Here is a 26281-nt window from a genome sequence, read left to right as displayed (position 1 = left end):
TGACGCGGAAGGGGAAGCATGTCGATCGCACATCTCGGATTGGCGGGCGAGCCTTCGACCGGCGAGCACCGCGAGCAGTACCGGGCTGAGCGCACTCCCCCGCACGACCTGCTCGCTGAGCAGAGCGCCATCGGCGGCATGCTGCTGAGCAAGGATGCCGTCGCCGATGTGATCGAGACCGTTCGCGCCGTCGATTTCTACATGCCGAAGCACGAGTTGATCTTCGACGCGATCCTGACCCTGTACTCGCACGGTGAGCCGACCGACGTCATCGCCGTCACCGACGAGTTGACCAAGACCGGACTGCTCAGCCGAGCCGGTGGCGCCGAATACCTGCACACGCTCACCAGCCTGGTGCCGACCGCCGCCAACGCCGGGTTCTACGCATCCATCGTCGCCGAGAAGGCAGTGCTGCGCCGCCTGGTCGAGGCGGGCACCCGAATCGTGCAGATGGGGTACGCCAGCGAGGGCGAGGTGGCCGACCTCGTCAACAACGCTCAAGCCGAGATCTACAACGTCGCCGGTGGGGTCGAAGCCGAAGACTACGTGCCGCTCACCGAGGCTGTGACGGTTGCGATCGACGAGATCGAGGCGGCCCAGGGCCGTGACGGATCGATGACCGGCGTACCGACCGGCTTCTCCGGGCTCGACAACCTCACCAATGGCTTCCACCCGGGTCAGATGATCATCGTCGCGGCACGACCCGCCCTCGGAAAGTCAACGCTGGCGCTTGACTTCGCCCGATCGGCCGCCATCAAGCACAACATGCCCGCCATCTTCTTCTCTCTTGAGATGGGGCGCAGTGAGATCGCGATGCGGCTCCTCTCGGCCGAGGCAGCCGTGCCGCTGCAGAACATGCGCAAGGGAACGGTCGACACCCGCGACTGGACGACCATCGCGTCGGTGCGCGGCCGCATCAACGATGCGCCCCTGTTCATCGATGACAGCCCCAACATGACGCTCGTCGAGATCCGCGCGAAGTGCCGGCGACTGAAGCAGAAGTTCGGCCTCAAGATGGTCGTCATCGACTACCTGCAGCTCATGACCTCGGGCAAGCGCGTCGAGTCGCGCCAGCAGGAAGTGTCTGAGTTCTCACGTGCGCTGAAGCTCATGGCCAAAGAGCTGCAGGTGCCGGTGATCGCGCTGTCGCAGCTCAACCGTGGACCCGAGCAGCGAGCCGACAAGAAGCCCCAGATCGCCGACCTGCGAGAGTCGGGATCGATCGAGCAGGATGCCGACATGGTGATCCTGCTGCACCGCGAGGCCGCGTATGAGAAAGAGAACCCCCGCGCGGGTGAAGCCGACCTCATCGTCGCGAAGCACCGCAACGGCCCCACCGACACCGTCACCGTCGCCTTCCAGGGCCACTTCTCGCGCTTCGCCGACATGCCGAACGTCTGACGTTTGTCGCGCCTGGTCGGTTGAGCCCCGGGCATCGTTCGGCTGAAGGCTTGTGGTCAGGCGGCGCGTCTAGACTTGACGGCATCCCGAATCCTCCAGAAAGGTTGCGCGTGCCAGGCTCAGCAGGTGTCGCACCGAGGGCCCGCACCATCGGCCCGCTGTTGCGCGGACTTGTCGCTGTCATCGCGGCCTTGATCATCACGTTCTCGCAGGACCACTCCTCCCGGGTCGGGCTGCTGGTGTTCGGTGGGTTCGCGGTGCTCACAGCGCTTGCTCTCGTGATCGAACTGCGTGGCACGGCATCCGTTGAGCGCACCATCCTCGCCATCATGGCGGCGGTCGGTGCAGCAGCGGGCGTTGCCGCCCTCGCGCTCACAGGCGCAGGCTTGCCGATGTTCCTCTTCACCGTTGCCGTGTGGGCTGCGATCACCGGGTTCGCCGAGCTGTATCTGTGGATGCGCGCGAGGGGGCGCGATCCGATCGCCCGCGATCGACTGCTGATCGGCGGGCTGACGGCGCTCCTCGCGATCGTCATGGTGCTGCTGCCGCCCGACCTCGACCAGCACTTCCAGGGCACCGAAGGCGTGAGTGGCGTGTTGACCGCGCCGGTCGTCGCCGTCGGAGTGTTCGGCGCGTACGCGGCGGTTGCCGGAGTGTTTCAACTCATCGCGGCGTTCCCGGTGAAGCAGGCTCCGCGGTCTGAGGAGTCGACAGTGAAGGAGGCGCCAAGCGCATGAGGAAACCGGACAGGAAAGAGCGCATGCGTCCAGTCGAACTGATTGGCTTCTCTGGGCTTCTCGCAGTCTTCGTGGGTCTCGTCGTCTGGATGACCACTCGCGACGTGCTGCTCGGCGTGATCTTCTTCGGGATCGCCTTCATCGCGATCCTCGTGACCGTCGCCATGCTGCTGTTGGCCGTCAAGCCGAACCAGAAGATGGACGGCGAATGGACCGGTGAGCCGGGCGACGGCACAACGCCTCCCAACGACTGAGTCAGCAGGGCGCCAGCCGCGCCCCTGCCGACTGCTCTTGCCTCTGAGAGGCCGGTATCAGGCCTCCAGCTGGTCGACCAGGGATGCCGCCACGCCCACGTAGTCAGCGGGCGTGAGGGCCGCGAGCCGGGCCTTCGCCTCGTCGCCGATGTCGAGGCCGTTCACGAACTCGACGAGCTCGGCCTGCCCCACGCGCCGACCGCGGGTGAGCTCCTTGAGCAGGGCATACGGGTCTTCGATGGTGCTGCGACCGGCGGCGACCTCGGCGCGAATCACAGTCTGAATCGCCTCGCCGAGCACTTCCCAGTTGGCGTCGAGGTCGGCCGCGAGCTTCGTCTCGTCGAGGGCGATCTCGCCTAGACCGCGGCTGATGTTGTCGAGCGCGAGCAGCGAGTGGCCCAGCGCGACACCGATATTGCGCTGCGACGACGAATCGGTGAGGTCGCGCTGCAGCCGGCTGGTGACGAGTGTTGCCGCGAGCGAGTCGAAGAGCGCGCTCGAGAGCTCGAGATTCGCCTCGGCATTCTCGAAGCGGATCGGGTTCACCTTGTGCGGCATGGTCGACGAGCCTGTGGCGCCGGCCTGAGGCACCTGCTTGAAGTAGCCCATGGAGATGTAGGTCCAGACATCCGTGCAAATGTTGTGCAGCACCCGGTTCGCGTGACTGATGCGCGCGTACAGCTCTGCCTGCCAGTCGTGCGACTCGATCTGAGTGGTCAGCGGGTTCCACGTGAGACCCAGCCCGGTCACGAAATCGCGCGAGAGCTGCGGCCAGTCGCGCTCAGGGTCGGCGACGAGATGCGCAGAGAAGGTTCCGGTCGCGCCGCTGAACTTGCCCAGGTACTCGGTCGCCTCGATCTGACGACGGATGCGGTCGAGGCGGAACGCCATGACCGCGAACTCCTTGCCGACCGTGGTCGGCGTCGCCGGCTGGCCGTGGGTGTGCGAGAGCATCGGAGCCGCACGGTGCTCCTCAGCCCAGGCGCGAAGCTTCGCGATCACATGGTCGAACGCGGGCAGCCACACCTCGCGCACCGCGGCTCGCACGGTCAGCGCGTAGGAGAGGTTGTTGATGTCCTCACTCGTGCACGCGAAATGGGTCAGCTCGGCCACGCGGTTCAGGCCGAGCCGGTCGAGCTGCTCGCGCACGAGGTACTCGACGGCCTTCACGTCGTGCCGTGTGGTGGCCTCGATCTCGGCGAGGCGGTCGATCTCGGGCTGCCCGAAGTCGCTCGCGAACGCGCGCAGGGCGCGCTGCTGCTCACCGCTCAGCGCCTCGGTGCCGAACAGTCCGAGCTCGGTCTGGAAGATCAGCCACTCGACCTCGATGTGCACGCGGGCACGATTGAGCCCGGCTTCCGAGAGGTGATCGCCGACGGGTGATACCGCGGCCCGGTACCGCCCGTCGAGCGGGCTGATCGGCTGTGCTGGCATCGGGCTCATCGTGCTCCCCATCGGATTCCTGGTTCGATTTGCGTGAACAGTGCCCGCCCCGCCCGTTCGATCATGTTCAGCACGGTGCTGAAGTACGCGGCATCCGAGTAGTACGGGTCCGGTACGTCGATCAGCGGGGCCTGCTCCTTGTCGAAGCTCAGCAGCAAGTGCACTTTCGCGCGGTCCTGGTCGGTTCTCGCCCACGACTTCAAGATGCGTTCCTGACTTCGGTCGAAGGCGACGACGAGATCCAGACTATTGAACCAATCTGGGTCGAACTGCCGCGCCCGGTGCTTCGACCCATCGTGGCCTTTGCTGGCGAGCGCGGCCAAGGTGCGCGCGTCCGACTGCTCGCCCACATGCCACTCGCCGGTTCCCGCCGACATGATCGAGACCGCGTGGCCGTAACCGCTCCGCTCGACCAGGTCTTTGAACAGCACCTCGGCCATCGGTGAACGGCAGATGTTCCCGGTGCACACGAAGCAGATGCGGAACAACGCCGACTCGTCGAACGCTCTTCCGAAACTCATGCGCTCATTGTTGCGGATGCGGGTGGTCCTCCACACCTGTCGATCCTCGCGACGGTGTGAACCGGGCAGCCTCGGTCGCGGGATGTCGCGGTGTCGGGACGGCACGCTCTGACCGCATGAGCACCTCTGACGTGGCCGAGGCGCTGCGCGACCATGCGCGAGCGCTCAAGGAACTCGAGCGCGACCTGCTGCAGGCCGCGTCGGCCGCGCGCCTGCCCGAGGAAGCCGATTGGTTCGGCGTCGCCCGAGGCGCGTATGAGGCCGCCCATGGGTCGCTGATGGCGCAGCTCAACGCCGCCCGTGACGCGCTGGTGACCGCTGAAGCTCAGCTCTGGCGAGTCGTCGACGGCCTGGACACCCATGGCTGGTGACCTCAGCGTGCGGGTGGGCGCGCTCCGCGTGACTCCCGAGGCCATTGCACTGCACCGGGATGCCTTGGCTTCGCTCGCCGCCACGACCCGCCGAGCCGCGCTCGGAGTCACCGCCGCGAGAAGCGGACTTTCGATGGTCGAGGGGCGGATGCTGGCGCAGTACGACATCGACGTCGTCTCACGGGCGACGCCTCCGGCTGATGCCGGCCGGGCGTACGTCGAACTCGACGCAGCTTCACACGCTGTGCGGCGTTGCAGCGAGCAGTCGGACGAACTCGTCGAACGGCTTCGCACGGTCACAGCGGTGTACTCGGCAGCCGAGTCGGGGAACCACAGGATGCTGCGGCTCGTGCAGGGCGCGGTCACCGCGACGCTCGGTGCGATCGCGCCCCTCCTCGGCATCCTGCTGGCCAGAGTGCTGCTGCCGCCTGCCATCGCCGTCGCTTGGCTGAGCGCGCTCGCGCCAGACCGGATGGCGCAGACCCTCGCCGAGCGGCGCGACCTCATCAACTCGGTCTTCTTCGTCGAGGCGGTGCGTGCCACCGTCATGGCGAGCGACGATGCTGCGGCCGGACTGCTCGGAGTGCCTCCCGCTGTGATCGCCGCACTCGGCGACCAGGGCATCGGGATCACCGGCGTCGCCTCTACCGCCGCGCTCATCACCGCGATCGCACAGCGGACCGATTGGCTTCGCGAGACCCCGGTGCAGGTGCGGCGCACAGCGGCCGAGACCGTCGCCCCTCCGAAGGGTCTCGAGGAGCGGGTCGCGCGCATTCCGAGCGGTGGCCGTGAGCAAGTACGGGTCGAGCGCTACGACTGCCATGACGGGCAGACCCGCTATGAGGTCTACATCGGCGGAACGATCGACGGCTCACCGGAAGCGGGACGCGAGGCATGGGATATGACGAGCAACGTGCACGCATTGGCGGCCGGATCGCCGGCATCCTTGCGCGGCGTGGAAGAAGCGCTCGCCAGGGCGGGGGCGACCGCCGCCGACCCGATCGTCGTCACCGGCTACTCGCAGGGGGCGCTCGTCGGCGCGCTGCTGGCGACCTCGGGCGCGCACAACGTCGAGGCGCTGATCGAGGTGGGCGGCCCCAGCGGGCAAGTGCCCGTGCCCGACACCGTGAACCGCGTGCGGCTGGATCACACGACCGACGTCGTTCCGGCGCTGGGTGGCGATGCCAGCGGCGAGCACACGCTGCGCCTCATGCGCGACCCGCTTGTCGACGGCATCCCGGCCGATGACCGTTCGCTGCTTCCCGCGCACAGCCTCGAGCTCTACGCCGAGACCGCTGCGATGGCTGACCGCTCGCGGCATCCTGATATCGAAACGAGACTGGCCGGCATCGACGCCGCACGGCCGGCAGCCGAGGGTCAGGCTACGTCGTGGCGCGTTGACCGCAGCGTCATCGCCGGCGCCCGAGCGGGCGCAGTACAAGCCCGATGAGCCAGCTGAGCACTCCGAGCACCAGCGCGCCGAGCACGCCCCACCAGAAGCCGTCGACGAAGAGCCCGAACCCGATCAGCCCGCTGATCCACGCGACGATCAGCAGCAGCAGCCCGTTCACGATGAGTGCGACGAGGCCGAGCGTCAGCACGTAGAGCGGGAACGCGACGATTCTGATCGCGGTGCCGACCACCGCGTTGACGATTCCGAAGATCACCGCGACCAGCAGGAAGGTGAGCACGATCTCGAGCGTGCCGCCCGGCTCGAAGGGCACCACGTTCACACCGGCGACGATCAGCGTCGTCAGCCAGAGCGCAACGGCGGTGATGACGATTCGCAGCACGAAGCTCATACGGCGACTATGCCGCCTGCGGAATGTGAGCGCAACTAGTCTGACTGGGTGACCAGAGTCCGCCTTCGCGCCGAGATCGAGTCGCTGCCTCCCTACCGGCAAGGAAAGCCGGCGGATGCTGCGAGCTTCAAGCTCTCGTCGAACGAGAATCCCTTCGACCCGTTGCCCTCGGTGCGCGACTCGATCGATCTCGACTCCTTAAACCGCTATCCGGACGCGCTCGCCTCCACGTTGCGATCTCGGCTGGCCGATCGTTATGGCGTCACCCCCGATGAGGTGCACATCGGCTCGGGGTCGGTGGCGATCATCGCCCAGTTGCTCGCCGCGGCCGTGCAGCACGGCGATGAGGTCGTGTACTCGTGGCGGAGCTTCGAGGCGTACCCCTTGCTGGCCGTCGTCGCGGGTGCTGTCTCGGTGCAGGTTCCAAATCTCCCCGACCACCGTCATGACCTCGATGCGATGGCTGCTGCCATCACCGAGCGCACCCGGTTGGTCTTCGTCTGCAGCCCCAACAACCCGACCGGCTCGATCGTCACTCAGGCGGAGTTCGACGACTTCATGGCGAAGGTGCCGCCGACGGTGCTCGTCGCCCTCGACGAGGCGTACATCGAGTTCTGCCGCGACCCCGACGTGGTCGACGGCATCGCCTCTCTGCGCCGCTACCCGAACCTCGTGGTGCTGCGCACCTTCTCCAAGGCCTACGGCTTGGCGGGGCTGCGCGTCGGGTATGCCGTCGGCCCCGACTATGTGCTCGACGCGGTGCGCTCGACGGCGATCCCACTGTCGGTGACCCTGCAGGCCGAGCAGGCGGCGATCGCCAGCCTCGACCACGAAGGCGAACTGCTGGAGCGCGTCGATAGGATCGCGCGCCTTCGCGACGATCTCTGGAGGGCACTCGTGGATCTCGGCTGGGATGTGCCTCAGCCGCACGGCAACTTCGTGTGGCTGCCGACGGGCGACAGGACCGAGGAGATCGCCGCCCTCCTTGACCGCCATGGCCTCATCACCCGCCCCTTCCACCCTGACGGCATCCGAGTATCGATCGGAGAGCCGGCGTCTGTCGATCGCCTGCTGACTGCGCTCGGCGAGGTCGCGTAACCTGCCCCTTCGCAGGCGCAGAACTTAGATTGGAATCCATGCCGTACACCGAAGCGACGATCCGCTTGCTGTCGCCAGAGGGCAAGCCGGTGGAGACTGCCGAGAACGAGCGATTCCGCCAGGTGATCGACACGCTGAGCGAAGAACGTCTCCAAGATTTCCACCGCCACATGGTGGCGATCCGCGCCTTCGACGTTGAAGCGGCCAATCTGCAACGACAAGGCCAGATGGCGCTGTGGGTACCGAGCATGGGTCAGGAAGCTGCGCAGGTCGGATCAGCGTTCGCAGCCCGCCCCCAGGACCACATCTTCCCCTCGTACCGCGAACACGTGGTCGCCCGCATCCGCGGCGTCGACATCATGCGCATCATCGAGATGATGCGCGGGCTCAGCCATGGAGGCTGGGACCCTGCCGACCACGGGAACTTCCACCTCTATACCCTCGTGATCGGCTCACAGGCGCTGCACGCCACCGGCTATGCCATGGGCATCGGACTCGACGGCGCGTGCGGCACGGGCGACCCGGAGCGTGACGCGGCGGTGCTCGTGTACTTCGGCGATGGTGCGACCAGCCAAGGCGACGTCAGCGAGGCGCTCGTCTTTGCTGCGAGCTACCAGACCCCTCAGGTCTTCTTCGTGCAGAACAACCAGTGGGCGATCTCAGTGCCGGTGTCGACTCAGTCACGCGTACCGCTCTACCGGCGCGGCGACGGGTTCGGCATCCCTGGCACGCAGGTCGACGGCAATGATGTGCTGGCTGCCTACGCCGTGTCGCTCCTGGCGCTCGATGAGGCCCGGAACGGCGACGGCCCCCGGCTCATCGAGGCCGTGACCTATCGCGTCGGCGCGCACACGACATCCGACGACCCGACGAAGTACCGCACGGCCGACGAGCACAACACCTGGCTCGCCCGCGACCCCATCCAGCGGTACGAGGCGTTCCTCCGCGACCGCGGCGCGAGCGACGCGTACTTCGAAGAAGTGCGAAGCGAGGCCGCCGACCTGGCCGCCGACACCCGGCGCCGAACCCTCGGCCTCGGCACGCCGAAGCTCGACGCGATCTTCGACCATGTGTACTCCGAGCCGCACAGCGGGCTCGAGGCTCAGCGTGCGTGGCTCAAGCAGTACGAGGCGCAGATGGAGGCGGGAGCGTGACCACCCAGCACACCGCAGCTCAGCAGTCGACCGGCGCCGAGCCGGCCACCTCCGCGCAGGCAGCGGCCGAGTCCGGTCTGCAAGAGGCCGCGGCCCAGGCCATCGCCTCCTCGCAACCTGCCGCGTCAGGTCCTGCCGCATCAGGGGCCGCCTCGCCGCGCACCGGCATCCAGCAGCTCCCCATGTCGAAGGCCATCAACCTTGGCCTCCACCGGGCGATGGCCGACGACGACCGCGTGCTCATGATGGGTGAAGACATCGGCACGCTCGGGGGCGTCTTCCGCGTCACCGAGGGCCTCAAGCGCGACTTCGGCGGGAAGCGTGTGCTCGACACTCCGCTCGCCGAGTCGGGCATCGTCGGCACCGCGGTCGGGCTCGCGATGCGCGGGTACCGCCCGGTGTGCGAGATTCAGTTCGACGGGTTCGTGTTTCCGGGCTTCGACCAGATCACATCCCAGCTGGCGAAGCTGACCTACCGGCACGGCGGCGCCCAGTCGTTTCCCATCGTCATCCGCATCCCCTATGGCGGTCACATCGGCGCGGTCGAGCACCACCAGGAGAGCCCCGAGGCGTACTTCGCGCACACGGCCGGCCTGCGCGTGGTGAGCCCCGCGACGCCGAACGAGGCGTACTGGATGATCCAGGACGCCATCGCAAGCGATGACCCCGTGGTGTTCATGGAGCCGAAGAGCCGGTATTGGCAGAAGGCCCCTGTCGACTTCGACGAGCGCAGCGCGCCCATGCACCGCTCGCAGGTGGTTCGCGAGGGCGCCGATGCGACGCTCGTCGGCCACGGCGCGATGGTGTCGATGATGCTGCAAGCCGCCGAGATCGCCGAGCAAGAGGGCACGAGCCTCGAAGTCGTCGACCTGCGCTCGCTCTCCCCCATCGACTACGCCCCGCTGCTCGAGTCGGTGCGCAAGACCGGCCGGCTCATCGTCTGTCAGGAAGCGCCTGGAAACGTGAGCGTCGGCTCAGAGGTCGCCGCGACGATCGCCGAGCAGGCCTTCTACTCGCTCGAAGCCCCGGTGCTCCGGGTCTCGGGCTTCGACACCCCGTTTCCTCCCGCGAAGCTCGAATCGCTCTACCTGCCAGACGCCGACCGCATTCTCGAGGCAGTCGACCGGGCGCTCGCCTACTGAGCAGAGCGGATGCCGCAGCCTCCGCTCGCCCGTCACCAGCCGCTCTGCAAGACTTCAACCAGACCTCCGACCACGAAGGAGCCGACATGGCCACCTCCGAGTTCCCGCTTCCCGACGTCGGTGAAGGCCTCACGGAAGCCGAGATCGTCGCGTGGAAGGTCAAGCCCGGCGATACCGTCGCGGTGAACCAGGTGATCGTCGAGATCGAGACGGCCAAGTCGCTCGTCGAACTGCCGTCGCCCTTCGCCGGCACCGTCGTCGAACTGCTCGCTGACGAGGGCCAGACCGTCGAGGTCGGCAAGGTGATCGTGCGTGTCGCTTCAGAAGGCGCGGATGCCGGCCCTGCCGGGTCCGGCGACGCCCGGGACTCCGAGGCCGCCCTGGTCGAGGACACGGCTGCAACAGTCACACCAGCCGAGCCTGCGAACCTCGTCGGGTACGGGGCAGCCGGACACGGCTCGTCGCGTCGCCGCAAGGGTGGCGCTGCTGGAGCGGGTGCGCCGGCGGCCGGCGCCGCGTCGGCCGGTGAATCAGCCCGGCCTGCCCAGGCGGCTCAGTCGGCCTCGAACGCCGCGGCTGCATCAACGACCAGTGTGAGCGAGGCCACGACCGCGGCGCCTGTGCCCGCGGCATCCGCCGTCTCCGCGCCCTCCCCTGCGTCACCGGTCATGCCATCGCCGGTGTCCGCCGGCTCGGCACCGACCCCGGGCTCGGCGCCGACTGCCACGCGCGCGCACCACGGCATCCGCCGTGTCGGACCCCTGCCGGTCGTGACCGCCGGCGTTCTCGCGAAGCCGCCGATCCGAAAGCTCGCCAAGGATCTCGACGTCGACCTGTCGGCGGTCGAGGGCACCGGTCTGCTCGGCGAGATCACGCGCGAAGACGTGATCCGCCACGCGGAGCAGGCGAGCGTGTTCCGCAACATCGAGACGCCCGAATGGCCGGACGACCGCGAAGAGCGCATTCCCGTGAAGGGGGTGCGCAAGGCGATCGCGACCAGCATGGTGCAGAGCGCGTTCAGCGCGCCGCACGTCGGCCTCTTCGTCGATGTCGACGCCACCCGCACCATGGAGTTCGTCAAGCGGCTGAAGAGCTCCCCCGACTTCGCGGGCATCAAGGTCTCGCCGATGCTCATCATGGCGAAGGCGATGATCTGGGCCGTGCGTCGGAACCCGACGGTCAACTCGACGTGGACCGACGACGAGATCATCGTGCACCACTACGTGAACTTCGGCTTCGCCGCGGCGACCCCGCGCGGTCTGGTGGTGCCCAACATCAAGGATGCGCAGGCGCTCTCGCTCAAGGAGCTCGCCGTCGCCCTCGAGCACATGACGAACACCGCGCGCGAGGGTCGGCTGCAGCCCGCCGACATGGCGGGCGGAACGATCACGGTGACGAACATCGGTGTGTTCGGCATGGACACCGGTACACCGATCCTGAACCCTGGCGAGGTCGGCATCGTGGCGCTCGGCACCATCAAGCAGAAGCCATGGGTGGTCGATGGCGAGGTGCGGCCGCGCTTCGTCACGACGCTCGGTGCGTCGTTCGACCACCGCGTCGTCGACGGCGATGTGGCCAGCCGCTTCCTCGCTGACGTCGCCTCGGTGATCGAGGAACCGGCGCTGCTGCTCGACTGACGCGGAAACCCCGCGTCGCCCGGTAACTCGGGCGCGGACCGGACACGCGGCATGGTTGGTGTAGCTTGCGCCCGAAGCCGACAAATGCGCCACGTGCGACTGGCGCACTTGTCTCCGGCTGGCGCAGACGCTCCGATCGGAGAACCCGGCGTGAGGGGCTCGGTCGCTCCCGAGGGTTGACCGAGATACCCCATGGGGGTATCGTTGTGCGCATGCACGGATACGTCGACGATAAGGATGCGCTGCTGAAGCGGCTGCGCAGGGCCGAGGGCCAGGTGCGCGGCATCCAGCGCATGATCGAAGAAGACACCTACTGCATCGACGTGCTCACCCAGATCTCAGCGGTGACCAAAGCGCTCGAGACGGTGGCACTCACGATGCTCGACGACCACCTCTCCCATTGCGTCGCGGAGGCGACCCGTGAGGGCGGCCCAGTCGCCGAAGAGAAGCTGCGCGAGGCCAACGCGGCCATCGCTCGGCTCGTCCGGTCCTGATCCGCGAAGCCGGACCCAGCGCGGGCGACGAGAGACATCGAATCTCTGACGGTCATCCCGCCACCCTCGGCTCGAGCGAAGTCCGCCTGCCGCGCTGGTCGACTGAAGAGACTCTCGGCGCTCGACCGACTGCGAAAGAGCGCTTCGTTCCATCGAATCACCCCACGAAAGGAAACCCCCATGCAGGAACTCAACCTCACCGACAAGAACGCGAGCACCGGCGGCTGCGGCTGCGGCGGGTGCGGCTGCGGCGGCGGCAGCGCCGCGCAGAACTCGCAAGCGGCAGTCGGCGCCGAGACGGTGACCGAGCTCTCGGTGACCGGCATGACCTGCGGTCACTGCGTCAACTCCGTGACTGAGGAGCTCAGCGGACTGGCCGGCGTGAGCGCCGTGGAGGTCGAACTGGTCGCGGGCGGAACGTCGAAGGTCACGGTGCGCAGCGACGCCCCGCTGCGGAATGACGACGTGCGTGCCGCGATCGATGAGGCGGGCTACGCGCTGGCATGAGCACCAACCTCGAGCTCGCCGTCGGCGGCATGACCTGCTCGTCGTGCGCCGCTCGCGTCGAGAAGAAGTTGAACCGGATGCCGGGAGTCACGGCAACCGTCAACTATGCGACCGAGAAGGCGACGCTCGAGGTCGCAGACGATGTCACCCTGCAGCAACTCATCGACACGGTGGTCGCGACCGGCTACACCGCGGAACCGGTTGAGCGGCTGGCGTCGTCTCCAAGTGGGAGCTCCAGCGCTTCGGGAGCTGTCGCGGCGGGTGCGCAGGCCTCCGCGGTGAGCACGAGCGGCGGCGCACCCGCCCCCACCATCCTGCTCGGTGACGCCCTCGCCCCGGCATCCGGTGCCGGCCGCGCAGACGCAGCGCACGACTCGTCGCTGCGGTCATTGCGCCAGCGAGTGATCATCTCCACCTTGCTGACCGTGCCGGTCATGGTGCTCTCGATGGTCCCGCCGCTGCAATTCGACAACTGGCAGTGGCTCACGCTCACACTGGCAGCTCCTGTCGCGGTGTGGGGAGCCTGGCCGTTCCACCGCGCCGCGGTCATCAACGCACGCCACGGCGCCGCCACGATGGACACCCTCGTCAGCATCGGCGTGCTGGCTGCCTTCGCGTGGTCGTTGTACGCGCTGTTCTTCGGGGGCGCCGGCATGCCCGGCCTCCGGATGGATTTCGTGTGGTTCGGCGAGCCCGGCGCCGGCGCGCACGAGCTCTACCTCGAGACAGCCGCAGCGGTCACGGTGTTCATCCTCGCCGGCCGCTACGCGGAAGCCCGCTCCAAGCGCAGCTCGATCGCCGCCATCCGGGCACTGCTCCAGCTCGGCGCGTCGGAGGCGGCTCTGCTGCGTGACGGCGTTGAGACCCGGGTGCCTGTCGCGCAGCTGCAGCCGGGCGACCGCTTCATCGTGCGACCCGGCGAGAAGATCGCCACCGACGGGGTCGTCGTAGAAGGCGCTGCCGCAATCGACATGAGCATGCTGACCGGCGAGCCCGTGCCCGAGGAGGTGTCGGCGGGCGACGCGGTGACGGGTTCGACCATCGCCACCGACGGCTCGCTGGTGGTCGAGGCGACGCGCGTCGGCTCAGAGACCGCGCTCGCCCAGATGGCGAAACTCGTGGAGCAGGCCCAATCGGGCAAGGCGCGGGTGCAGCGACTCGCCGACCGCATCTCGGGCGTTTTCGTGCCCATCGTGCTGGTGCTGGCTGTGCTCACGCTCGCCGGGTGGCTCCTCTTCGGACCCTCCGTCGAAGCGGCGTTCACCGCTGCTGTGGCGACGCTCATCATCGCCTGCCCGTGTGCGCTCGGCCTCGCGACACCAATGGCACTGCTTGTAGGCACCGCGCGGGGCTCGCGCCTCGGCATCCTCATCAAGGGCCCAGAGGTGCTCGAGTCGACGCGCCGCATCGACACGGTGCTGCTCGACAAGACCGGTACCATCACGGCAGCCAGGATGCGGGTGGCTGGCGTCACCACGGAGACAGCGACGAGCCGCGACGAGCTGCTCGCCGTTGCCGCCGCCGTTGAGCACGGCAGCGAGCACCCCATCGCCCGAGCGATCGTGCGCGCGGGCGAGGAAGTGGCCGGCGGGGCGCTCGCTGCGGCCGAGTTCTCCTCGGTGCGCGGCTTCGGCGTGCGCGCCGTCGTGGATGACCGCCGCGTTGTGGCGGGGCGCCCGGCTTGGGTCGTGGAGCAACTCGGCACTCCGTTGTCGCCCGCGCTCGCTGAAGCGCTCGACGCCGCAGAAGCGGCGGGCCGCACCGCGATCGCGGTGGGATGGAATGGCGTCGTCGCCGGCGTGATCGAGGTGGCCGACACGGTGCGGAGCACGAGTCCTGCTGCCGTCGAGCGGTTGCGTGCCATGGGCCTGCGCCCGGTGCTCGCGACGGGCGACAACGAACGCGCCGCTCGCGCAGTGGCCGCCGAGGTCGGCATCGAGGAGGTGCACGCGGGAATGACTCCCGAGGGCAAGCTCGACCTGGTGCGTGAGCTGCAGGCGCACGGGCGCGTCGTTGCGATGGTCGGCGACGGAGTCAACGACGCGGCGGCGCTCGCCGCATCCGATCTGGGAATCGCCATGGGCGGCGGTACCGACGCCGCGATCCAGGCGGGCGACCTCACGCTCGTGCACGGCGACCTGAGCGGCGTCGCTGACGCAATCCGGTTGTCGCGGCGCACGCTGTCGACGATCAAGAGCAACCTGTTCTGGGCCTTCGCCTACAACGTCGCGGCAATCCCGGTCGCGATGGCAGGACTGCTCAACCCGCTGCTCGCCGGCGCTGCGATGGCGTTCTCCTCGGTGTTCGTCGTGAGCAACAGCCTGCGTCTGCGGCGGTTCAAGCCGGCGTGAGGTGGCAGCGCCACGTCTGATGGTCCGGCAGAAGCCTCGTTCGAACGCCAAACCGGATTGACAATCATTATCAACAAGGCATAGCGTTGCTGTCATGAACCTTCACCGACCGCTCGCTGCTCTCGGAACGGCGGTGGTCGCGGTTCTGGGTCTCGTCGGCTGCGCCACAGAGGCGTCGGGCAGCGACACTGGATTGTCGATCGTCGTCACCACGACTCAACTGGGCGACCTCACGCGCGAGGTCGCAGGAGACGACGCAGCAGTGACGCAGCTGCTCAAGCCCAACACCAGCGCGCACTCCTTCGACCCCAGCGCCGCCGACCTGCTGGCTCTTGGCCGCGCCGATGTGCTCGTCATGAACGGCGCCGGCCTCGAGCCATGGCTCGAAGGAGCCATTTCGGCTTCGGGCTTCGACGGGCAGGTGTTCGACGCCTCGCACGCGGTGGCCCTTCGCGAGGGCCACGACGACCACGACCACGGTCATGACGATGGCCATGGACATGACGACGACCATGGTCATGACGACGACCATGGCGACAGTGCAGCCGACAGCGCCGAGCATGAAGAGCACGAGGGGCACGCGGATGCCGCGGCCGATGATGCCGCGACCGCCGGGTCCGACCAGGTCGCCGACCCGCATCTGTGGACCAGCATCCGCAACGCGATCCGCATCGTCGATGAGTTGGCCCACACGCTCGAAGCGCTTGACTCGCCGCGCGCCGAGGCCTACATCGAGCGCGGCCACGCGTATGCCCACCGTCTCGAGGCTCTCGACGAGTGGACCACCGAGCAGATCGACCGTGTGCCGGCCGAGCAGCGACTCATCGTGAGCAACCACGACTCCCTCGGCTACTTCAACGCCGACTACGGCATCACCTATGTCGGCGCGGTCATCCCCAGCTTCGACGACAGTGCTGAGCTCTCGGCATCCGACATCGATGCGCTCGTCGCCGCGATCAGGGCGTCCGGCGCGAAAGCGGTGTTCGCCGAGGCGTCGCTCTCGCCGAAGGCCGCCGAGACGATCGCTCGCGAAGCCGGCGTGCGCGTCTTCGCTGGAGCCGACGCGCTCTACGTCGACTCGCTGGGGCCCGCGGGGTCGCCCGCGGGCACGTACATCGGCGCCCAGGTGCACAATGTCGAGCGCATCCTGCAATCGTGGGGCGTCGAGGCCGCGCCTCCGCCGGCAGAAGTGCGAGAGTAAGCGGATGCCGCAGCCACCCGCAGTCGTGCTCGACCACGCCGCGTTCGCCTACCGGGCCGCTGAGCCCGCGGCGACGGGGGTCTCTGCCGTGCTCCCCCAGGGCGAGGCACTGGCGCTGATCGGGCCGAACGGCGCCGGCAAGTCGACCGTCTTGCGCGGCCTGCTCGGGCTCGTTCCGCTCACCGCCGGTCGTCTGGAGGTGCTCGGCGGCGATGCTGCGACCGCTCGTCCTCATGTCGGATACATGCCTCAGACCGACACCATCGACCCCGACTTCCCCGTCACCGTGCGCCAGGTCGTGACCATGGGCCTCTACCGCCGCATCGGCTGGGGCCGCTGGCCGGGTGCGGCCGATCGCTCAGCCGTCAGTGAAGCCCTCGTGCGCGTCGGACTCTCGTCGCACGATCGCCGCCCGTTCGGCCTGCTGAGCGGCGGTCAGAAGCAGCGGGCCATCATCGCCCGTGCGATCGTCTCGAAGCCACGGCTGCTGCTGCTCGACGAACCGTTCAACGGCCTCGACGCGGAGAGCCGCACCGGACTGATCGCCCTCGTCAACACGTTGAAGGCCGAAGGCATGGCGGTCGTGATGTCGACCCACGACATCTCCCTCGCGCAGCAGACCGCCGACTCGGTGCTGCTCATCAACCGCGAGCAGGTCGCGTGGGGCCCGACCGATGAGACGCTCAAACTCGAGCTCATCGAGGCGGCGCACCCCGACACCACCATCGAGGTCGACGAGCACTCGCTGCACCTGCCCACCCATGAAGGGCACTGACGTGGCGGTGTGGCAGTGGCTCATCGAGCCGTTCACGCTGCCGTTCATGGCTCGAGCGCTCATCGTGCTCGTCATGCTCGGGCTCGCGGCCGGCGTGCTCGGCCCGCTGGTTCATCTGAGGCGGCTCGAGTTCCTCAGCGACGGGCTCGTGCACGCGGTCTTCCCCGGCGTGGTGGTCGGCTTCGTGATCGCCGGATCGCCCGGACTCTTCATCGGGGGCGCCATCGCCGCTGTGATCGCGGCCGTCGCGCTCACGCTCGTCTCGCGGCGGGGTGAACCGGGAGATGTGCCGGTCGCTGTCGTTCTCACGAGCATGTTCAGCATCGGCGTGATCATAGTCTCCCAGCAGCGCGGATACGCCGGGCAACTCTCGGAGCTCCTGTTCGGTCACGTGCTGACCGTGACCGAGACGGATGTCTGGGCCACCGGCATCCTCGTCGCGCTCGCCCTGCTGCTGGTGCTGCCCGCCCTGAAGGACCATGTCTTCCGCGCGTTCGACCCGCAGGCGGCCGAGGCGGCCGGATACCGGCTGCTCCCGCTCGACCTGTTCCTCAACGTCGCGATCGCACTCGTGGTCGTCGCGGCCTCGCGCGCCCTCGGTGTGCTGCTCATGCTCGCCCTGCTCATCGTGCCCGTCGCGGTCGCACGGCTGCTCATCGGCACGATCGGCGCCCTCATCGCCGGTTCGACGCTCACCGCACTGCTCGGCGCCTGGCTCGGACTTGCCGTGACCTTCGTGGGATCGGTGCATGCAGGCTTCGATCTGCCGGGCAGCGCCACGGTCGTGCTCGTGCTGCTCGTGCTGCTCGGGGTCGCGCTCGCCGCATACGGGATCAGGAGATGGTGGGTGCGCGGAACTCGAGGCGGCCGCGGAGCAGCCGCGCCGCCGGTTTCGGATTGGGAGCGTCTCGACTCGCCGATCGCGGATCGAGGTGCTCGCGCATGAGCTACCTGGAAGCGGCAGCCATCGAAGCGCTGCTCGTCGGCGCGCTCGCCGGACTGGTCGGAGTGCTGGTGGTGCTTCGCCGCCGCGCGTTCTTCGCCACGGCGCTCACCCACTCCACGTTCCCCGGCGCTGTCGTCGCGGTCGTGGTCGGCGTGCCACCGGCACTGGGCGCCGGCGTGTTCAGCCTTGCGCTCGTCGCGCTCATGACGGCGCTCGCGTCGGTGCGGCGCCTCGGCGGGCAAGTCGCGTCGGGCGTCGTGCTGACCTCGGGGTTCGCCCTCGGCGCTCTGCTGCAGGCGCTCAACCCTCAACTGCCGATCCAGTTGGAGTCGTTCCTGGTGGGTTCGATCCTCACCGTCAGCGTCCTCGATCTCGCCCTGGCAGCCGCGATGCTGGTGCTCGCGCTGGTCGTCGTCGCCGTCGCAGGCAAGGAACTGCTCTTCGCGAGCTTCGATGCGCCCGCGTATCGCGCCGCCGGATACAGGCCGTGGGTCGCCGAGCTTCTCACGCTCGTGCTCATTGCCGGCACGGTGGTCGTCGCGATGCCGGCGGTTGGCAGCATCCTCGCCATCGCCCTCATCGTGGGACCGGCTGCGACGGTGCAGCTGTTCGCGCGCTCAGCGGTCGGCATGGCGCTGGGCGCTCCCCTGCTCGGCGCCGCCGTCGGTCTCACCGGTCTCTGGCTCTCGGTCTCGTTCGGAGTCAGCGCGGGAGGCACGATCACGCTGCTCGCGGCCGCGATCTACGTCTTGGCACAGCTCGTCACTCGGCAGTCGACCTCCGCGCGTCGCCGGCGGCAAGCGCTTGAGGAACGGGCTCGTCTCGGGCTCGGTGCAGCGAGGCTACGGTTGAGGGCATGAAGCGCAACACCTGGCAGCGAGAGGCGGTGCGCGAGGCTCTCGGCGAGTCGGAGGCGTTCGTCAGCGCCCAGGCGCTGCATGCTCGCATGCGAGAAGAGGGGTCTCCGATCGGGCTCGCGACCGTGTACCGCACGCTCGCGAAGCTCGCCGAAGACGGCACCGCCGACCTGCTGCAGCAAGATGGCGAGCAACTCTACCGAGCCTGCACTCCCGGGACCCACCACCACCACCTCATCTGCCGTCGCTGCGGGCTGACCGTCGAGATCGAGGCGAAGCCGGTGGAGGCGTGGGCGCGGCAGGTGGCTGCGGAGCACGGCTTCACCGAGCCGAGTCACGTCGTCGACGTCTTCGGGCTGTGCGCCGAGTGCGCGGCCCGGGCGGCCGGCTGACCGGGCTGCACTGCTCCGCTCCCCTGCCTCATCTGTGGCCAGCGCTGCGATCGGCGGTTGGAGAAGAACGCTACGAGAGGATGCCGGCGATCACGCGCAGCGTCGCGGCATCCCCCTGCACGATCAGCGTCGTGACCACCGTCTCCTCCCACCGCTGCAATTCGTCACGGATCTTCTCCGGCGGCCCGATCAGCGCGAGCTCCTCCACGAGCCGCGTCGGCACAGCAGCGATCGCCTCCCGCTTGCGGCCCGCGAGGTAGTGCTCCGTGATCAGACCGCATTCCTTGTCGTAGCCGAGCCGTTCGATCACCTCGCGGTGGAAGTTCGCCTGCCGCGACCCCATACCGCCGATGTAGAGCGCGAGCATCGGCCGCACGTGATCGGCGGCCTCTTCAACCGAGTCGTGCGGCACCACCGGCACCTGCAGGGCGACCTCGAACGCTTGGCGCGGCGAACGATTCGCCGCCCGCTTCGAGAAGCCCTCGTCGAGGGCGCGCCGGTAGTCGGCATCCGCCCTGGGTGAGAACAGGAATGGCAGCCATCCGTCGGCGATCTCGGCCCCGAGGGCGACGTTCTTCGGTCCCTCGGCGGCCAGGTAGATGGGCAGGTCGGCGCGGAGCGGGTGCACCGTGGAGCGCAGCGGCTTGCCGCCGCCCGCAGCATCCGGGCCGTCGTATGGCAGTGGGTAGTGCGGGCCGGGAGCAGCGACCGGGGCCTCGCGAGCGAGGATGTCGCGCACGATCTGCACGTATTCGCGCGTGCGGGCGAGGGGTTTCGGGTATGGCCTGCCGTACCACCCCTCGACGACCTGAGGCCCTGACGCTCCGAGACCGAGTGTGAAGCGACCGCCCGAGAGGTGGTCGAGGCTGAGAGCCGCCATGGCCGTGGCCGCCGGAGTCCGCGCCGACAACTGAGCGATCCCGGTGCCGAGGCGGATGCGGGAGGTTCGCGACCCCCACCACGCCAGCGGAGTGAACGCGTCGGAGCCGTACGCTTCGGCCGTCCATGCCGAGTCGAAGCCGAGCCTCTCGGCCTCGAGCAACGCCTCAAGCGCGCCGGGCGGCGGCCCCGATTGCCAGTATCCGAGCGAGTACCCGAGCTTCATCGACCCCTCCTCAGTCAGTGAGCGCGAACCGCCTCACCAGCGCTGCACGTGCGTTGCACCTGTTGAGCCACACTGCTCCGCTTGAGCCGCGCTGCTCCGCGCCAGTACGCCGTCGTGGCGCGTCCCGGCGCCTCGGTCAGCGATCGCGCGCTGACTTCTCAGGCGTGGGCGCATTGCCCGATGCCCGAAGCGCCTCACGGTACGCCCGCGCTTCCTCCTGGCGCTCGCGTTCCACACCAGTCGCGATCTTCGCCCGGACATGCCCGGGCTGGTAGCCGAACGCATCCACGAGGTCTTGCGCATACGGGCGGAGCCGCCCGATCAGCCGGTCGATGTAGGCGGTGACCGCCTGCGCCCGCTGACCCGAGAGCCTGCCGTGCATGAGGTACCAGGCAAGGTGCTTCTCGATGAGGCCGAGCCCGAAGAGGTCGTGCAGCCAGGTGAGCACCTGCCGGTTGCCGGCATCCGTCTCGGCGTCGACTGCGCGCGTGAACGCTTCCCACTGCAGCAGCTCGCCGTGGGCGCGCGCGGCCTCGATCATCGCGTTCTGCTGCGAGTTGAACAGCGCCGCCGCAGCGGCCTTGTCGAGCTTGCGCGCCGGGCGCAGCGCCGTTGCGATCTCACCGATCATCGTCTCGACGCGGTCGGTGAGCAGTTGGCGCTGGATGTTGGTCTCGCGCAGCTGGCCGACAGAGCGTGCGGTCGAGCCGAAGTCGGCGATGGTCTGCCCCAGCGTGCGGAGCCCTGTGCCGTGGTACGCGCGTTCCCTCGCCTGCTCGACGACATAGCGGGCGAGTGCGCCGGTGTCGGCCTTCGCGAAGCGGTGGCTGAAGTCGGTCAGCAGACGCTTCGCCACGAGCTGCAGCAGCACGTTGTTGTCGCCCTCGAACGTCACGTAGATGTCGAGGTCCTGCCGCAGACCCACAAGGCGGTTCTCCGCCATGAACCCCGCTCCCCCGCACGCCTCGCGCGCCTCCTGAAGCGTGTCGAGCGCGTGCCAGGTCGACAGCGGCTTCAGCGCCGCGGCGAGGGTCTCGAGGTCTTGCCGGTCGGCATCCGTGTCTTCGGCGCCGCTGAACACCGCATCGAACTTCCGCAGCAGTTCGTCGTGCGCAAAGATCTGCGCGTAGGTGGTGGCCAGCCGCGGGATCAGACGGCGCTGGTGACGCTGGTAGTCGAGCAGCACCTCTTCTTCAGTGTCGCTGGATGCCGTGAACTGACGCCGCTGGTTGCCGTAGGTCACTGCGATGTCGAGCCCGACCGCCGCCGCCCACGTCGCGGCGCCGTCGAGCGAGACCCTGCCCTGCACGAGAGTGCCGAGCATGGTGAAGAACCGGCGTCCGGGACTCGCGATGGGCGAGGTGTAGTTGCCCTCTTCGTCGACATCGCCGTACCTGTTCAGCAGGGCAGAGCGCGGAACGCGCACCTCGTCGAAGTGCAGCAGCCCGTTGTCGACCCCGTTCAGGCCGCCCTTCAGGCCGTTGTCCTCTCCCCCGATGCCGGGCAGGAAGTCGCCGTGCTCATCGCGGATCGGAACGTAGAACGCGTGCACGCCGTGATCGACGCCCTTGGTGATGAGCTTCGCGAAGACGACGGCCGCGGTCGCGTGCAGCGCAGCGTTGCCGAGGTACTCCTTCCACGCCCCGCGGAACGGCGTGTGGAGCACGAAGTCTCCGTTCGTCTCGTCGAAGGTGGCGGTGGTGCCGATCGACGCGACATCCGAACCGTGCCCGCTCTCGGTCATGGCGAAGGCTCCGGGCACTTCTAGCGTCATGATGCCTGGCAGATACTCGCGGTGGTGCCGTTCGGTGCCGAGGTGCAGCACGGCAGCGCCGAAAAGGCCCCACTGCACGCCTGCCTTGATCTGCAGCGACGGGTCGGCGAGCACCATCTCCTCGAAACCAGCGATATTGCCGCCGTGGTCGTCTTCGCCCCCGAGTTCCTTTGGCGACGCGCGATTGACCTGCCCGTCCCTGGCCAAGCGCTTGAGTTGCTCGAACACGCGCGCGCGGTGCTCTTCCATCGTGAGGCCCTCGATGCGCTGCATCTCCGGGTCGGCGACGAGCTCACGCGCCCGCAGGCGCAGATCGGCCCAGGTTCCGAGCAGGCGGCGGCCGAGTGCCTCGACGTCGACCTCGGGTGCCGGCACCTCGAGGGGACCGGTAGAGACCGCGGGTTCTTCGATCCCGGGGCGAGTGGATGCGGGGGGCGCGGCAGCGGGTGCCGCCTGCGCCGTGGTCGGTGTCTCGACTCGTGGGCTGCCTGAAGCGATGTCGACCATTGAAACGTCCTTTGTTCCTGTGCCGATGGGTGCGGTACAGCAGCCACGATATGTCGCATCACGCTAAACAACGCTGCGATCGTTTGTCGCCTACAACCAAGGCGCGGTTGAGCGCGCGTCGAGTTGTGCGTTTCGCGAGGTGAAGGCCTCGGCATCCGGCTAGGCTCGTTCGGTTCCGCGGTTTGCGGATGCCGGGTGCACAACGTACCCTTGAACGTTGGCTGGCGCGCTCTGTGCCGGCTTGTGTGCTGATTCCACCCGATTCCTCGTCGCGTTCGCGTGTCGTGGCGCCGAGCGGGAGATGCGCGCCGACAAGTGACCTTGGGTGAGGCGGTTCTTCCGCCTCACGGTAGCAATGGAGGAACCGATGGCAGCAGTCTGCCAGGTGACAGGAGCCGTACCCGGCTTCGGTCACAACATCTCGCACTCGCACCGCCGCACGAAGCGCCGCTTCGACCCGAACGTGCAGAAGAAGACCTACTTCGTGCCGTCGCTCCGGCGGAACGTGACTCTGAACGTCAGCGCTAAGGGCATCAAGGTGATCGACGCCCGTGGCATCGAGTCGGTCGTGAAGGACCTGCTCGCTCGTGGGGAGAAGATCTGATGGCCAAGCAGCAAGACATTCGTCCGATCATCAAGCTCCGCTCCACCGCCGGCACCGGGTACACCTACGTGACCCGCAAGAATCGCCGCAACAACCCCGACCGCCTCGTGCTGAAGAAGTACGACCCGGTGGTTCGCAAGCACGTCGAATTCCGCGAGGAGCGCTAAGTCATGGCAAAGAAGAGCAAGATCGCCCGCAACAAGCAGCGGCAGGAGATCGTCGACCGTTACGCCGAGAAGCGTCGCGAGCTGAAGAAGGCGCTCGTCGACCCGAACGGCACCGATGAGACCCGCGAGGCCGCGCGCCTGGGTCTGCAGAAGCTCCCCCGCGACGCTTCGCCCGTGCGTCTGCGCAACCGCGACGCCATCGACGGCCGCCCCCGCGGTGTGCTCTCGAAGTACGGCATCTCGCGTGTGCGCTTCCGCGACATGGCACACCGTGGCGAATTGCCCGGTATCACCAAGTCAAGCTGGTAAGTTCAAGGCGGTTCTGCAAGGCCCAGGCGATGCAGGACAACCACTCATCGCACATCGTCCGAGGAGGACTACCGAATGGCTGACAAGTCACTGAACCGCACCGAGCTCGTCGCCGCGATCGCCGCCGACACCAACCTGAGCCAGTCCGCCGTCAACGGCGTGCTCGACGCCCTCTTCAACACCCTGTCGAAGTCGGTTTCTGAGGGCACGAAGGTCAGCGTCCCCGGTTGGATCTCGGTTGAGCGCACCGAGCGTGCCGCTCGTACGGGCCGCAACCCCCAGACCGGTGCGGAGATCCAGATCCCCGCCGGTTTCGGTGTGAAGATCAGCGCCGGTAGCAAGCTGAAGGCTGCCGCCAAGTAGTTCGACCCGGTGCCGCGCTCGCGCGGCGCCGACTGAGTCGCTCCGCAAGGATCGATTTTCGAAGGATGCCGTCCACTCAGGTGGGCGGCATCCTTCGTTGTTGCGGGGTGTTCTGGCGGCGGTCTCCGAGCAAGCGCGCCCCTTCCTCGAGCCCGCGCCACTCCTTCGTGTCCGCGCCACCAGGAAGTGGCACGGACACGATTGCCTGGCGCGGATGCCGACTTCGCGGCCGAGAGCGCGGATGCCGCCCGGCGGTCACGGGCGGGCACTCCCCGCGCGTCGGTCGACAGCCGGCGACGGAAGGCAGAGCGAGGAGAGCACGAGCGCGGAGAGACCGTGCAGGCGCCACGCGTAGGCTTGCAGGGTGCCACGAATCGCCCGGGTGAGCCTGCCCGCTCTGCTGCTGATCGCGGCATTCGCGGCCCTGCTCGCGGCGCTCGCCTACGGCGGCGCGGCCGCTCCCCAACTCATCAGCGACCCCGGCGCGGTCGTGCGATGGGGTCTCCCCGCGTCGAAGCTGCTCGTCGACCTGGGTGCGGCTGGCGCCATCGGGTCGCTGGCCATCGCGGTGTTCGCCCTGAAACCCGGCGAGCGACCATTCGAGCGTGCGCTCGACATCGCCTCGGTCGCGTCGGTCATCTGGACGCTGGCCGCCGCGTTCACCGCGTTCCTCACCTTTCTGACGCTGTATCTGAAGCCGGTCACCGCTGACCCTCAATTCGGGCAGCTGCTGGGTCGCTTCCTCACCGACACCGAACTCGGGCGCACCTGGCTCTGGGCCACGCTGATCGCCGCGGCTGTCAGCATCTTCTGCTTCTCGGTGCGCAATCACACAGCGCTGCTGTTCGTCGCCCTGCTCGCGGTCGGCGGACTCGTGCCGCTCGCAGCGCAGGGGCACTCGGGCGGCACCGCTGACCACGATGTCGCGGTCAGCGCGCTATGGATGCACATCGTCGCCGCTGCAGTGTGGCTGGGCGGCCTCCTCACGATCGTGCTGCTGCGGGGTTCGCTCGGCGACAGGCTCAGCGTCGTGGTTCGCCGCTACTCATCGCTCGCGCTGCTCTGCTACGTCGTCATGGTCGTCTCGGGCTACGTCAGCGCAGAGGTGCGCATCGGTTCGTTCGAGGGGCTCTTCACTCCGTACGGGGTGCTCGTGCTCGTGAAGATCGCCGCGCTCGTCGTGCTCGGAGCCGCCGGCGCATGGCAGCGTCGCGTGATCATCAACCGCATCGAGCGGAACCCCTCGGGCAAGTCGTTCTGGGGGCTGGCGGCCCTCGAACTCGCCTTCATGGGCATCGCCTCGGGGGTTGCGGCTGCACTCGCGCGCACCGCGACGCCGAAGCCCGAGGTGATCGTTGCGAACACGGCGAACCCGACACCCGCCGAGATCCTGACCGGCCGTCCGCTGCCGCCTGAGCCGGAGCTCTCCACGTGGATCACGGCGTGGCAGCTCGACCCGTTCTGGTCGACGGCCTGCGCGATGCTGCTCTTCTTCTACCTCGCCGGCGTGTGGCGGCTCAGCCGTCGCGGAGATCGCTGGCCGGTGCATCGCACGGTCGTCTGGGTCATCGGCATCCTGATGCTCTTCTGGGTGACGAACGGCTCATTCATGGTCTACGAGCGCTACCTGTTCAGCGTGCACATGCTCGGTCACATGCTGCTGGCGATGGTGATCCCGATCCTGCTGGTGATCGCCGCGCCCATCACCCTCGCGCTGCGCTCCATCGAGAAGCGGAACGACGGCACGCGTGGCGTGCGCGAGTGGATCATGCTCGCCGTGCATTCGCGGTACCTGGCGCTGCTGAGCAATCCGATCGTCGCTGCGGTGATCTTCGTCGGATCGCTCTGGCTGTTCTACTTCACGCCCATCTTCAGCTGGGCGATCACCGACCACATCGGTCACTACTGGATGATCGTGCACTTCCTCGCCAGCGGGTACCTCTTCGCGCTGGTGCTGATCGGCACCGACCCGATCCCGAGCAGGCCAGCATACCCATTGCGACTGGTGCTGCTGCTCGCGACGATGGCTGCGCACGCGTTCTTCGGGCTCGCCATCATCAGCAGCAGTGGGCTGCTGCTCGCCGATTGGTATGGCGCGATGGGCCGCACGTGGGGCGATACGCCGATGGTCGATCAGCAGACCGGCGGCGGCATCACCTGGAGCATCGGCGAGATACCGACGCTTGCGCTCGCGGTCGCCGTGGCGATCATGTGGAGCCGTCAAGACACCCGCGAGACCCGCCGCATCGACCGCCAGGCCGACCGCGATGGCGACGCAGAGCTCGCCGAGTGGAACCGGATGCTGGCAGAGCGCGCCGAGCGCGACCAGCAACTGCGCGGCTGACCGCCCGTCGACCCCGCGCTATTCC

At 68.1% G+C, this 26281-nt stretch carries 27 protein-coding genes; 22 read left to right on the top strand and 5 right to left on the bottom strand.

Annotated features, from left to right (window positions below):
- The first annotated feature begins 18 nt into the window (after window positions 1-18).
- The 3 genes from dnaB to ABV606_RS05980 all read left to right on the top strand — a co-directional run bounded on the left by dnaB (window position 19) and on the right by ABV606_RS05980 (window position 2392).
- Window positions 19-1401 (top strand): replicative DNA helicase, encoded by a 1383-nt coding sequence (gene dnaB / locus ABV606_RS05990; RefSeq protein WP_281488884.1) that lies wholly within the window; start codon window positions 19-21, stop codon window positions 1399-1401.
- A gap of 110 nt (window positions 1402-1511) precedes the next feature.
- Window positions 1512-2138: a DUF308 domain-containing protein gene (locus ABV606_RS05985; protein WP_281488882.1), complete on the top strand. Its 627-nt coding sequence runs from the start codon at window positions 1512-1514 to the stop codon at window positions 2136-2138.
- An 89-nt stretch (window positions 2139-2227) separates the two neighbouring features.
- On the top strand, window positions 2228-2392 hold the full coding sequence (locus ABV606_RS05980; RefSeq protein ID WP_353988735.1) for a hypothetical protein: 165 nt from the start codon (window positions 2228-2230) through the stop codon (window positions 2390-2392).
- A gap of 57 nt (window positions 2393-2449) precedes the next feature.
- Here ABV606_RS05980 and purB read toward each other — a convergent pair whose 3' ends face one another.
- Entirely contained in the window at window positions 2450-3835 is a 1386-nt protein-coding gene (gene purB, locus ABV606_RS05975) for an adenylosuccinate lyase (RefSeq protein WP_353988734.1), read from the bottom strand.
- Window positions 3832-4356 (bottom strand): low molecular weight protein-tyrosine-phosphatase, encoded by a 525-nt coding sequence (locus tag ABV606_RS05970; protein WP_281488862.1) that lies wholly within the window; start codon window positions 4354-4356, stop codon window positions 3832-3834. The genes purB and ABV606_RS05970 overlap by 4 nt, the downstream gene beginning before the upstream one ends.
- Window positions 4357-4472: 116 nt before the next feature.
- On the opposite strand from ABV606_RS05970, the gene ABV606_RS05965 reads away from it, so the two are divergent.
- Both ABV606_RS05965 and ABV606_RS05960 read left to right on the top strand, forming a co-directional pair.
- Entirely contained in the window at window positions 4473-4727 is a 255-nt protein-coding gene (locus ABV606_RS05965) for a hypothetical protein (protein ID WP_281488861.1), read from the top strand.
- The gene (locus ABV606_RS05960; RefSeq protein ID WP_353988733.1) at window positions 4717-6177 is read left to right on the top strand and encodes a hypothetical protein; all 1461 of its coding nucleotides are present in this window, start codon (window positions 4717-4719) and stop codon (window positions 6175-6177) included. Before ABV606_RS05965 ends, ABV606_RS05960 begins: the two co-directional genes overlap by 11 nt.
- Here the strand turns inward: ABV606_RS05960 and ABV606_RS05955 are convergent.
- Entirely contained in the window at window positions 6137-6529 is a 393-nt protein-coding gene (locus tag ABV606_RS05955) for a phage holin family protein (protein ID WP_353988732.1), read from the bottom strand. The genes ABV606_RS05960 and ABV606_RS05955 overlap by 41 nt on opposite strands.
- A 48-nt stretch (window positions 6530-6577) precedes the next feature.
- Between ABV606_RS05955 and ABV606_RS05950 the strand changes: the two genes are divergently transcribed.
- The 12 genes from ABV606_RS05950 (at window position 6578) to ABV606_RS05895 (ending at window position 19083) form a co-directional block, all read left to right on the top strand.
- Window positions 6578-7627, top strand: a complete 1050-nt coding sequence (locus ABV606_RS05950; protein WP_353988731.1) for a histidinol-phosphate transaminase — start codon at window positions 6578-6580, stop codon at window positions 7625-7627.
- Window positions 7628-7665: 38 nt separating this feature from the next.
- Entirely contained in the window at window positions 7666-8781 is a 1116-nt protein-coding gene (locus ABV606_RS05945) for a thiamine pyrophosphate-dependent dehydrogenase E1 component subunit alpha (protein ID WP_353988730.1), read from the top strand.
- A gap of 182 nt (window positions 8782-8963) precedes the next feature.
- Window positions 8964-9923, top strand: coding sequence for an alpha-ketoacid dehydrogenase subunit beta (locus tag ABV606_RS05940; protein ID WP_353988787.1), 960 nt, complete (start codon window positions 8964-8966; stop codon window positions 9921-9923).
- An 86-nt stretch (window positions 9924-10009) separates the two neighbouring features.
- Window positions 10010-11560 (top strand): dihydrolipoamide acetyltransferase family protein, encoded by a 1551-nt coding sequence (locus tag ABV606_RS05935; RefSeq protein WP_353988729.1) that lies wholly within the window; start codon window positions 10010-10012, stop codon window positions 11558-11560.
- 212 nt (window positions 11561-11772) lie between these two features.
- Window positions 11773-12054 (top strand): metal-sensitive transcriptional regulator, encoded by a 282-nt coding sequence (locus ABV606_RS05930; RefSeq protein WP_281488855.1) that lies wholly within the window; start codon window positions 11773-11775, stop codon window positions 12052-12054.
- 180 nt (window positions 12055-12234) lie between these two features.
- Window positions 12235-12561 carry a heavy-metal-associated domain-containing protein gene (locus ABV606_RS05925; RefSeq protein ID WP_353988728.1) on the top strand — a complete coding sequence of 109 codons (327 nt, stop codon included), beginning with the start codon at window positions 12235-12237 and terminating at the stop codon, window positions 12559-12561.
- Window positions 12558-14912: a heavy metal translocating P-type ATPase gene (locus ABV606_RS05920; RefSeq protein ID WP_353988727.1), complete on the top strand. Its 2355-nt coding sequence runs from the start codon at window positions 12558-12560 to the stop codon at window positions 14910-14912. Before ABV606_RS05925 ends, ABV606_RS05920 begins: the two co-directional genes overlap by 4 nt.
- A gap of 94 nt (window positions 14913-15006) precedes the next feature.
- Complete coding sequence (locus ABV606_RS05915) at window positions 15007-16113, top strand: metal ABC transporter substrate-binding protein (RefSeq protein WP_353988726.1); 1107 nt, start codon at window positions 15007-15009, stop codon at window positions 16111-16113.
- Window positions 16114-16117: 4 nt separating this feature from the next.
- Entirely contained in the window at window positions 16118-16888 is a 771-nt protein-coding gene (locus tag ABV606_RS05910; RefSeq protein WP_281488851.1) for a metal ABC transporter ATP-binding protein, read from the top strand.
- On the top strand, window positions 16875-17834 hold the full coding sequence (locus ABV606_RS05905) for a metal ABC transporter permease (protein ID WP_353988725.1): 960 nt from the start codon (window positions 16875-16877) through the stop codon (window positions 17832-17834). Before ABV606_RS05910 ends, ABV606_RS05905 begins: the two co-directional genes overlap by 14 nt.
- Window positions 17831-18694 carry a metal ABC transporter permease gene (locus tag ABV606_RS05900; RefSeq protein ID WP_353988724.1) on the top strand — a complete coding sequence of 288 codons (864 nt, stop codon included), beginning with the start codon at window positions 17831-17833 and terminating at the stop codon, window positions 18692-18694. The genes ABV606_RS05905 and ABV606_RS05900 overlap by 4 nt, the downstream gene beginning before the upstream one ends.
- Window positions 18691-19083 carry a Fur family transcriptional regulator gene (locus ABV606_RS05895; RefSeq protein ID WP_281488848.1) on the top strand — a complete coding sequence of 131 codons (393 nt, stop codon included), beginning with the start codon at window positions 18691-18693 and terminating at the stop codon, window positions 19081-19083. The genes ABV606_RS05900 and ABV606_RS05895 overlap by 4 nt, the downstream gene beginning before the upstream one ends.
- 70 nt (window positions 19084-19153) lie before the next feature.
- Here the strand turns inward: ABV606_RS05895 and ABV606_RS05890 are convergent, their stop codons facing one another.
- Window positions 19154-20188 (bottom strand): LLM class F420-dependent oxidoreductase, encoded by a 1035-nt coding sequence (locus ABV606_RS05890; protein ID WP_353988723.1) that lies wholly within the window; start codon window positions 20186-20188, stop codon window positions 19154-19156.
- Window positions 20189-20324: 136 nt separating this feature from the next.
- The gene (locus ABV606_RS05885) at window positions 20325-22469 is read right to left on the bottom strand and encodes an acyl-CoA dehydrogenase family protein (RefSeq protein WP_353988722.1); all 2145 of its coding nucleotides are present in this window, start codon (window positions 22467-22469) and stop codon (window positions 20325-20327) included.
- Window positions 22470-22836: 367 nt separating this feature from the next.
- On the opposite strand from ABV606_RS05885, the gene rpmB reads away from it, so the two are divergent.
- The 5 genes from rpmB (at window position 22837) to ABV606_RS05860 (ending at window position 26256) form a co-directional block, all read left to right on the top strand.
- The gene (rpmB, locus tag ABV606_RS05880; RefSeq protein WP_281488845.1) at window positions 22837-23073 is read left to right on the top strand and encodes a 50S ribosomal protein L28; all 237 of its coding nucleotides are present in this window, start codon (window positions 22837-22839) and stop codon (window positions 23071-23073) included.
- On the top strand, window positions 23073-23240 hold the full coding sequence (rpmG, locus tag ABV606_RS05875; RefSeq protein WP_281488844.1) for a 50S ribosomal protein L33: 168 nt from the start codon (window positions 23073-23075) through the stop codon (window positions 23238-23240). Before rpmB ends, rpmG begins: the two co-directional genes overlap by 1 nt.
- A 3-nt stretch (window positions 23241-23243) precedes the next feature.
- Complete coding sequence (gene rpsN / locus ABV606_RS05870; protein WP_281488843.1) at window positions 23244-23549, top strand: 30S ribosomal protein S14; 306 nt, start codon at window positions 23244-23246, stop codon at window positions 23547-23549.
- Between the two features lie 75 nt (window positions 23550-23624).
- Entirely contained in the window at window positions 23625-23912 is a 288-nt protein-coding gene (locus tag ABV606_RS05865) for an HU family DNA-binding protein (protein ID WP_281488842.1), read from the top strand.
- A 364-nt stretch (window positions 23913-24276) separates the two neighbouring features.
- Window positions 24277-26256 (top strand): cytochrome c oxidase assembly protein, encoded by a 1980-nt coding sequence (locus tag ABV606_RS05860; protein ID WP_353988721.1) that lies wholly within the window; start codon window positions 24277-24279, stop codon window positions 26254-26256.
- Window positions 26257-26281 lie beyond the last annotated feature (25 nt).

The organism is Ruicaihuangia caeni (genome assembly GCF_040536845.1).
Taxonomy (GTDB): domain Bacteria; phylum Actinomycetota; class Actinomycetes; order Actinomycetales; family Microbacteriaceae; genus Ruicaihuangia; species Ruicaihuangia caeni.
Note: the sequence above shows the minus strand (reverse complement) of the source record. Positions and strands in the feature narration are given on the sequence as shown.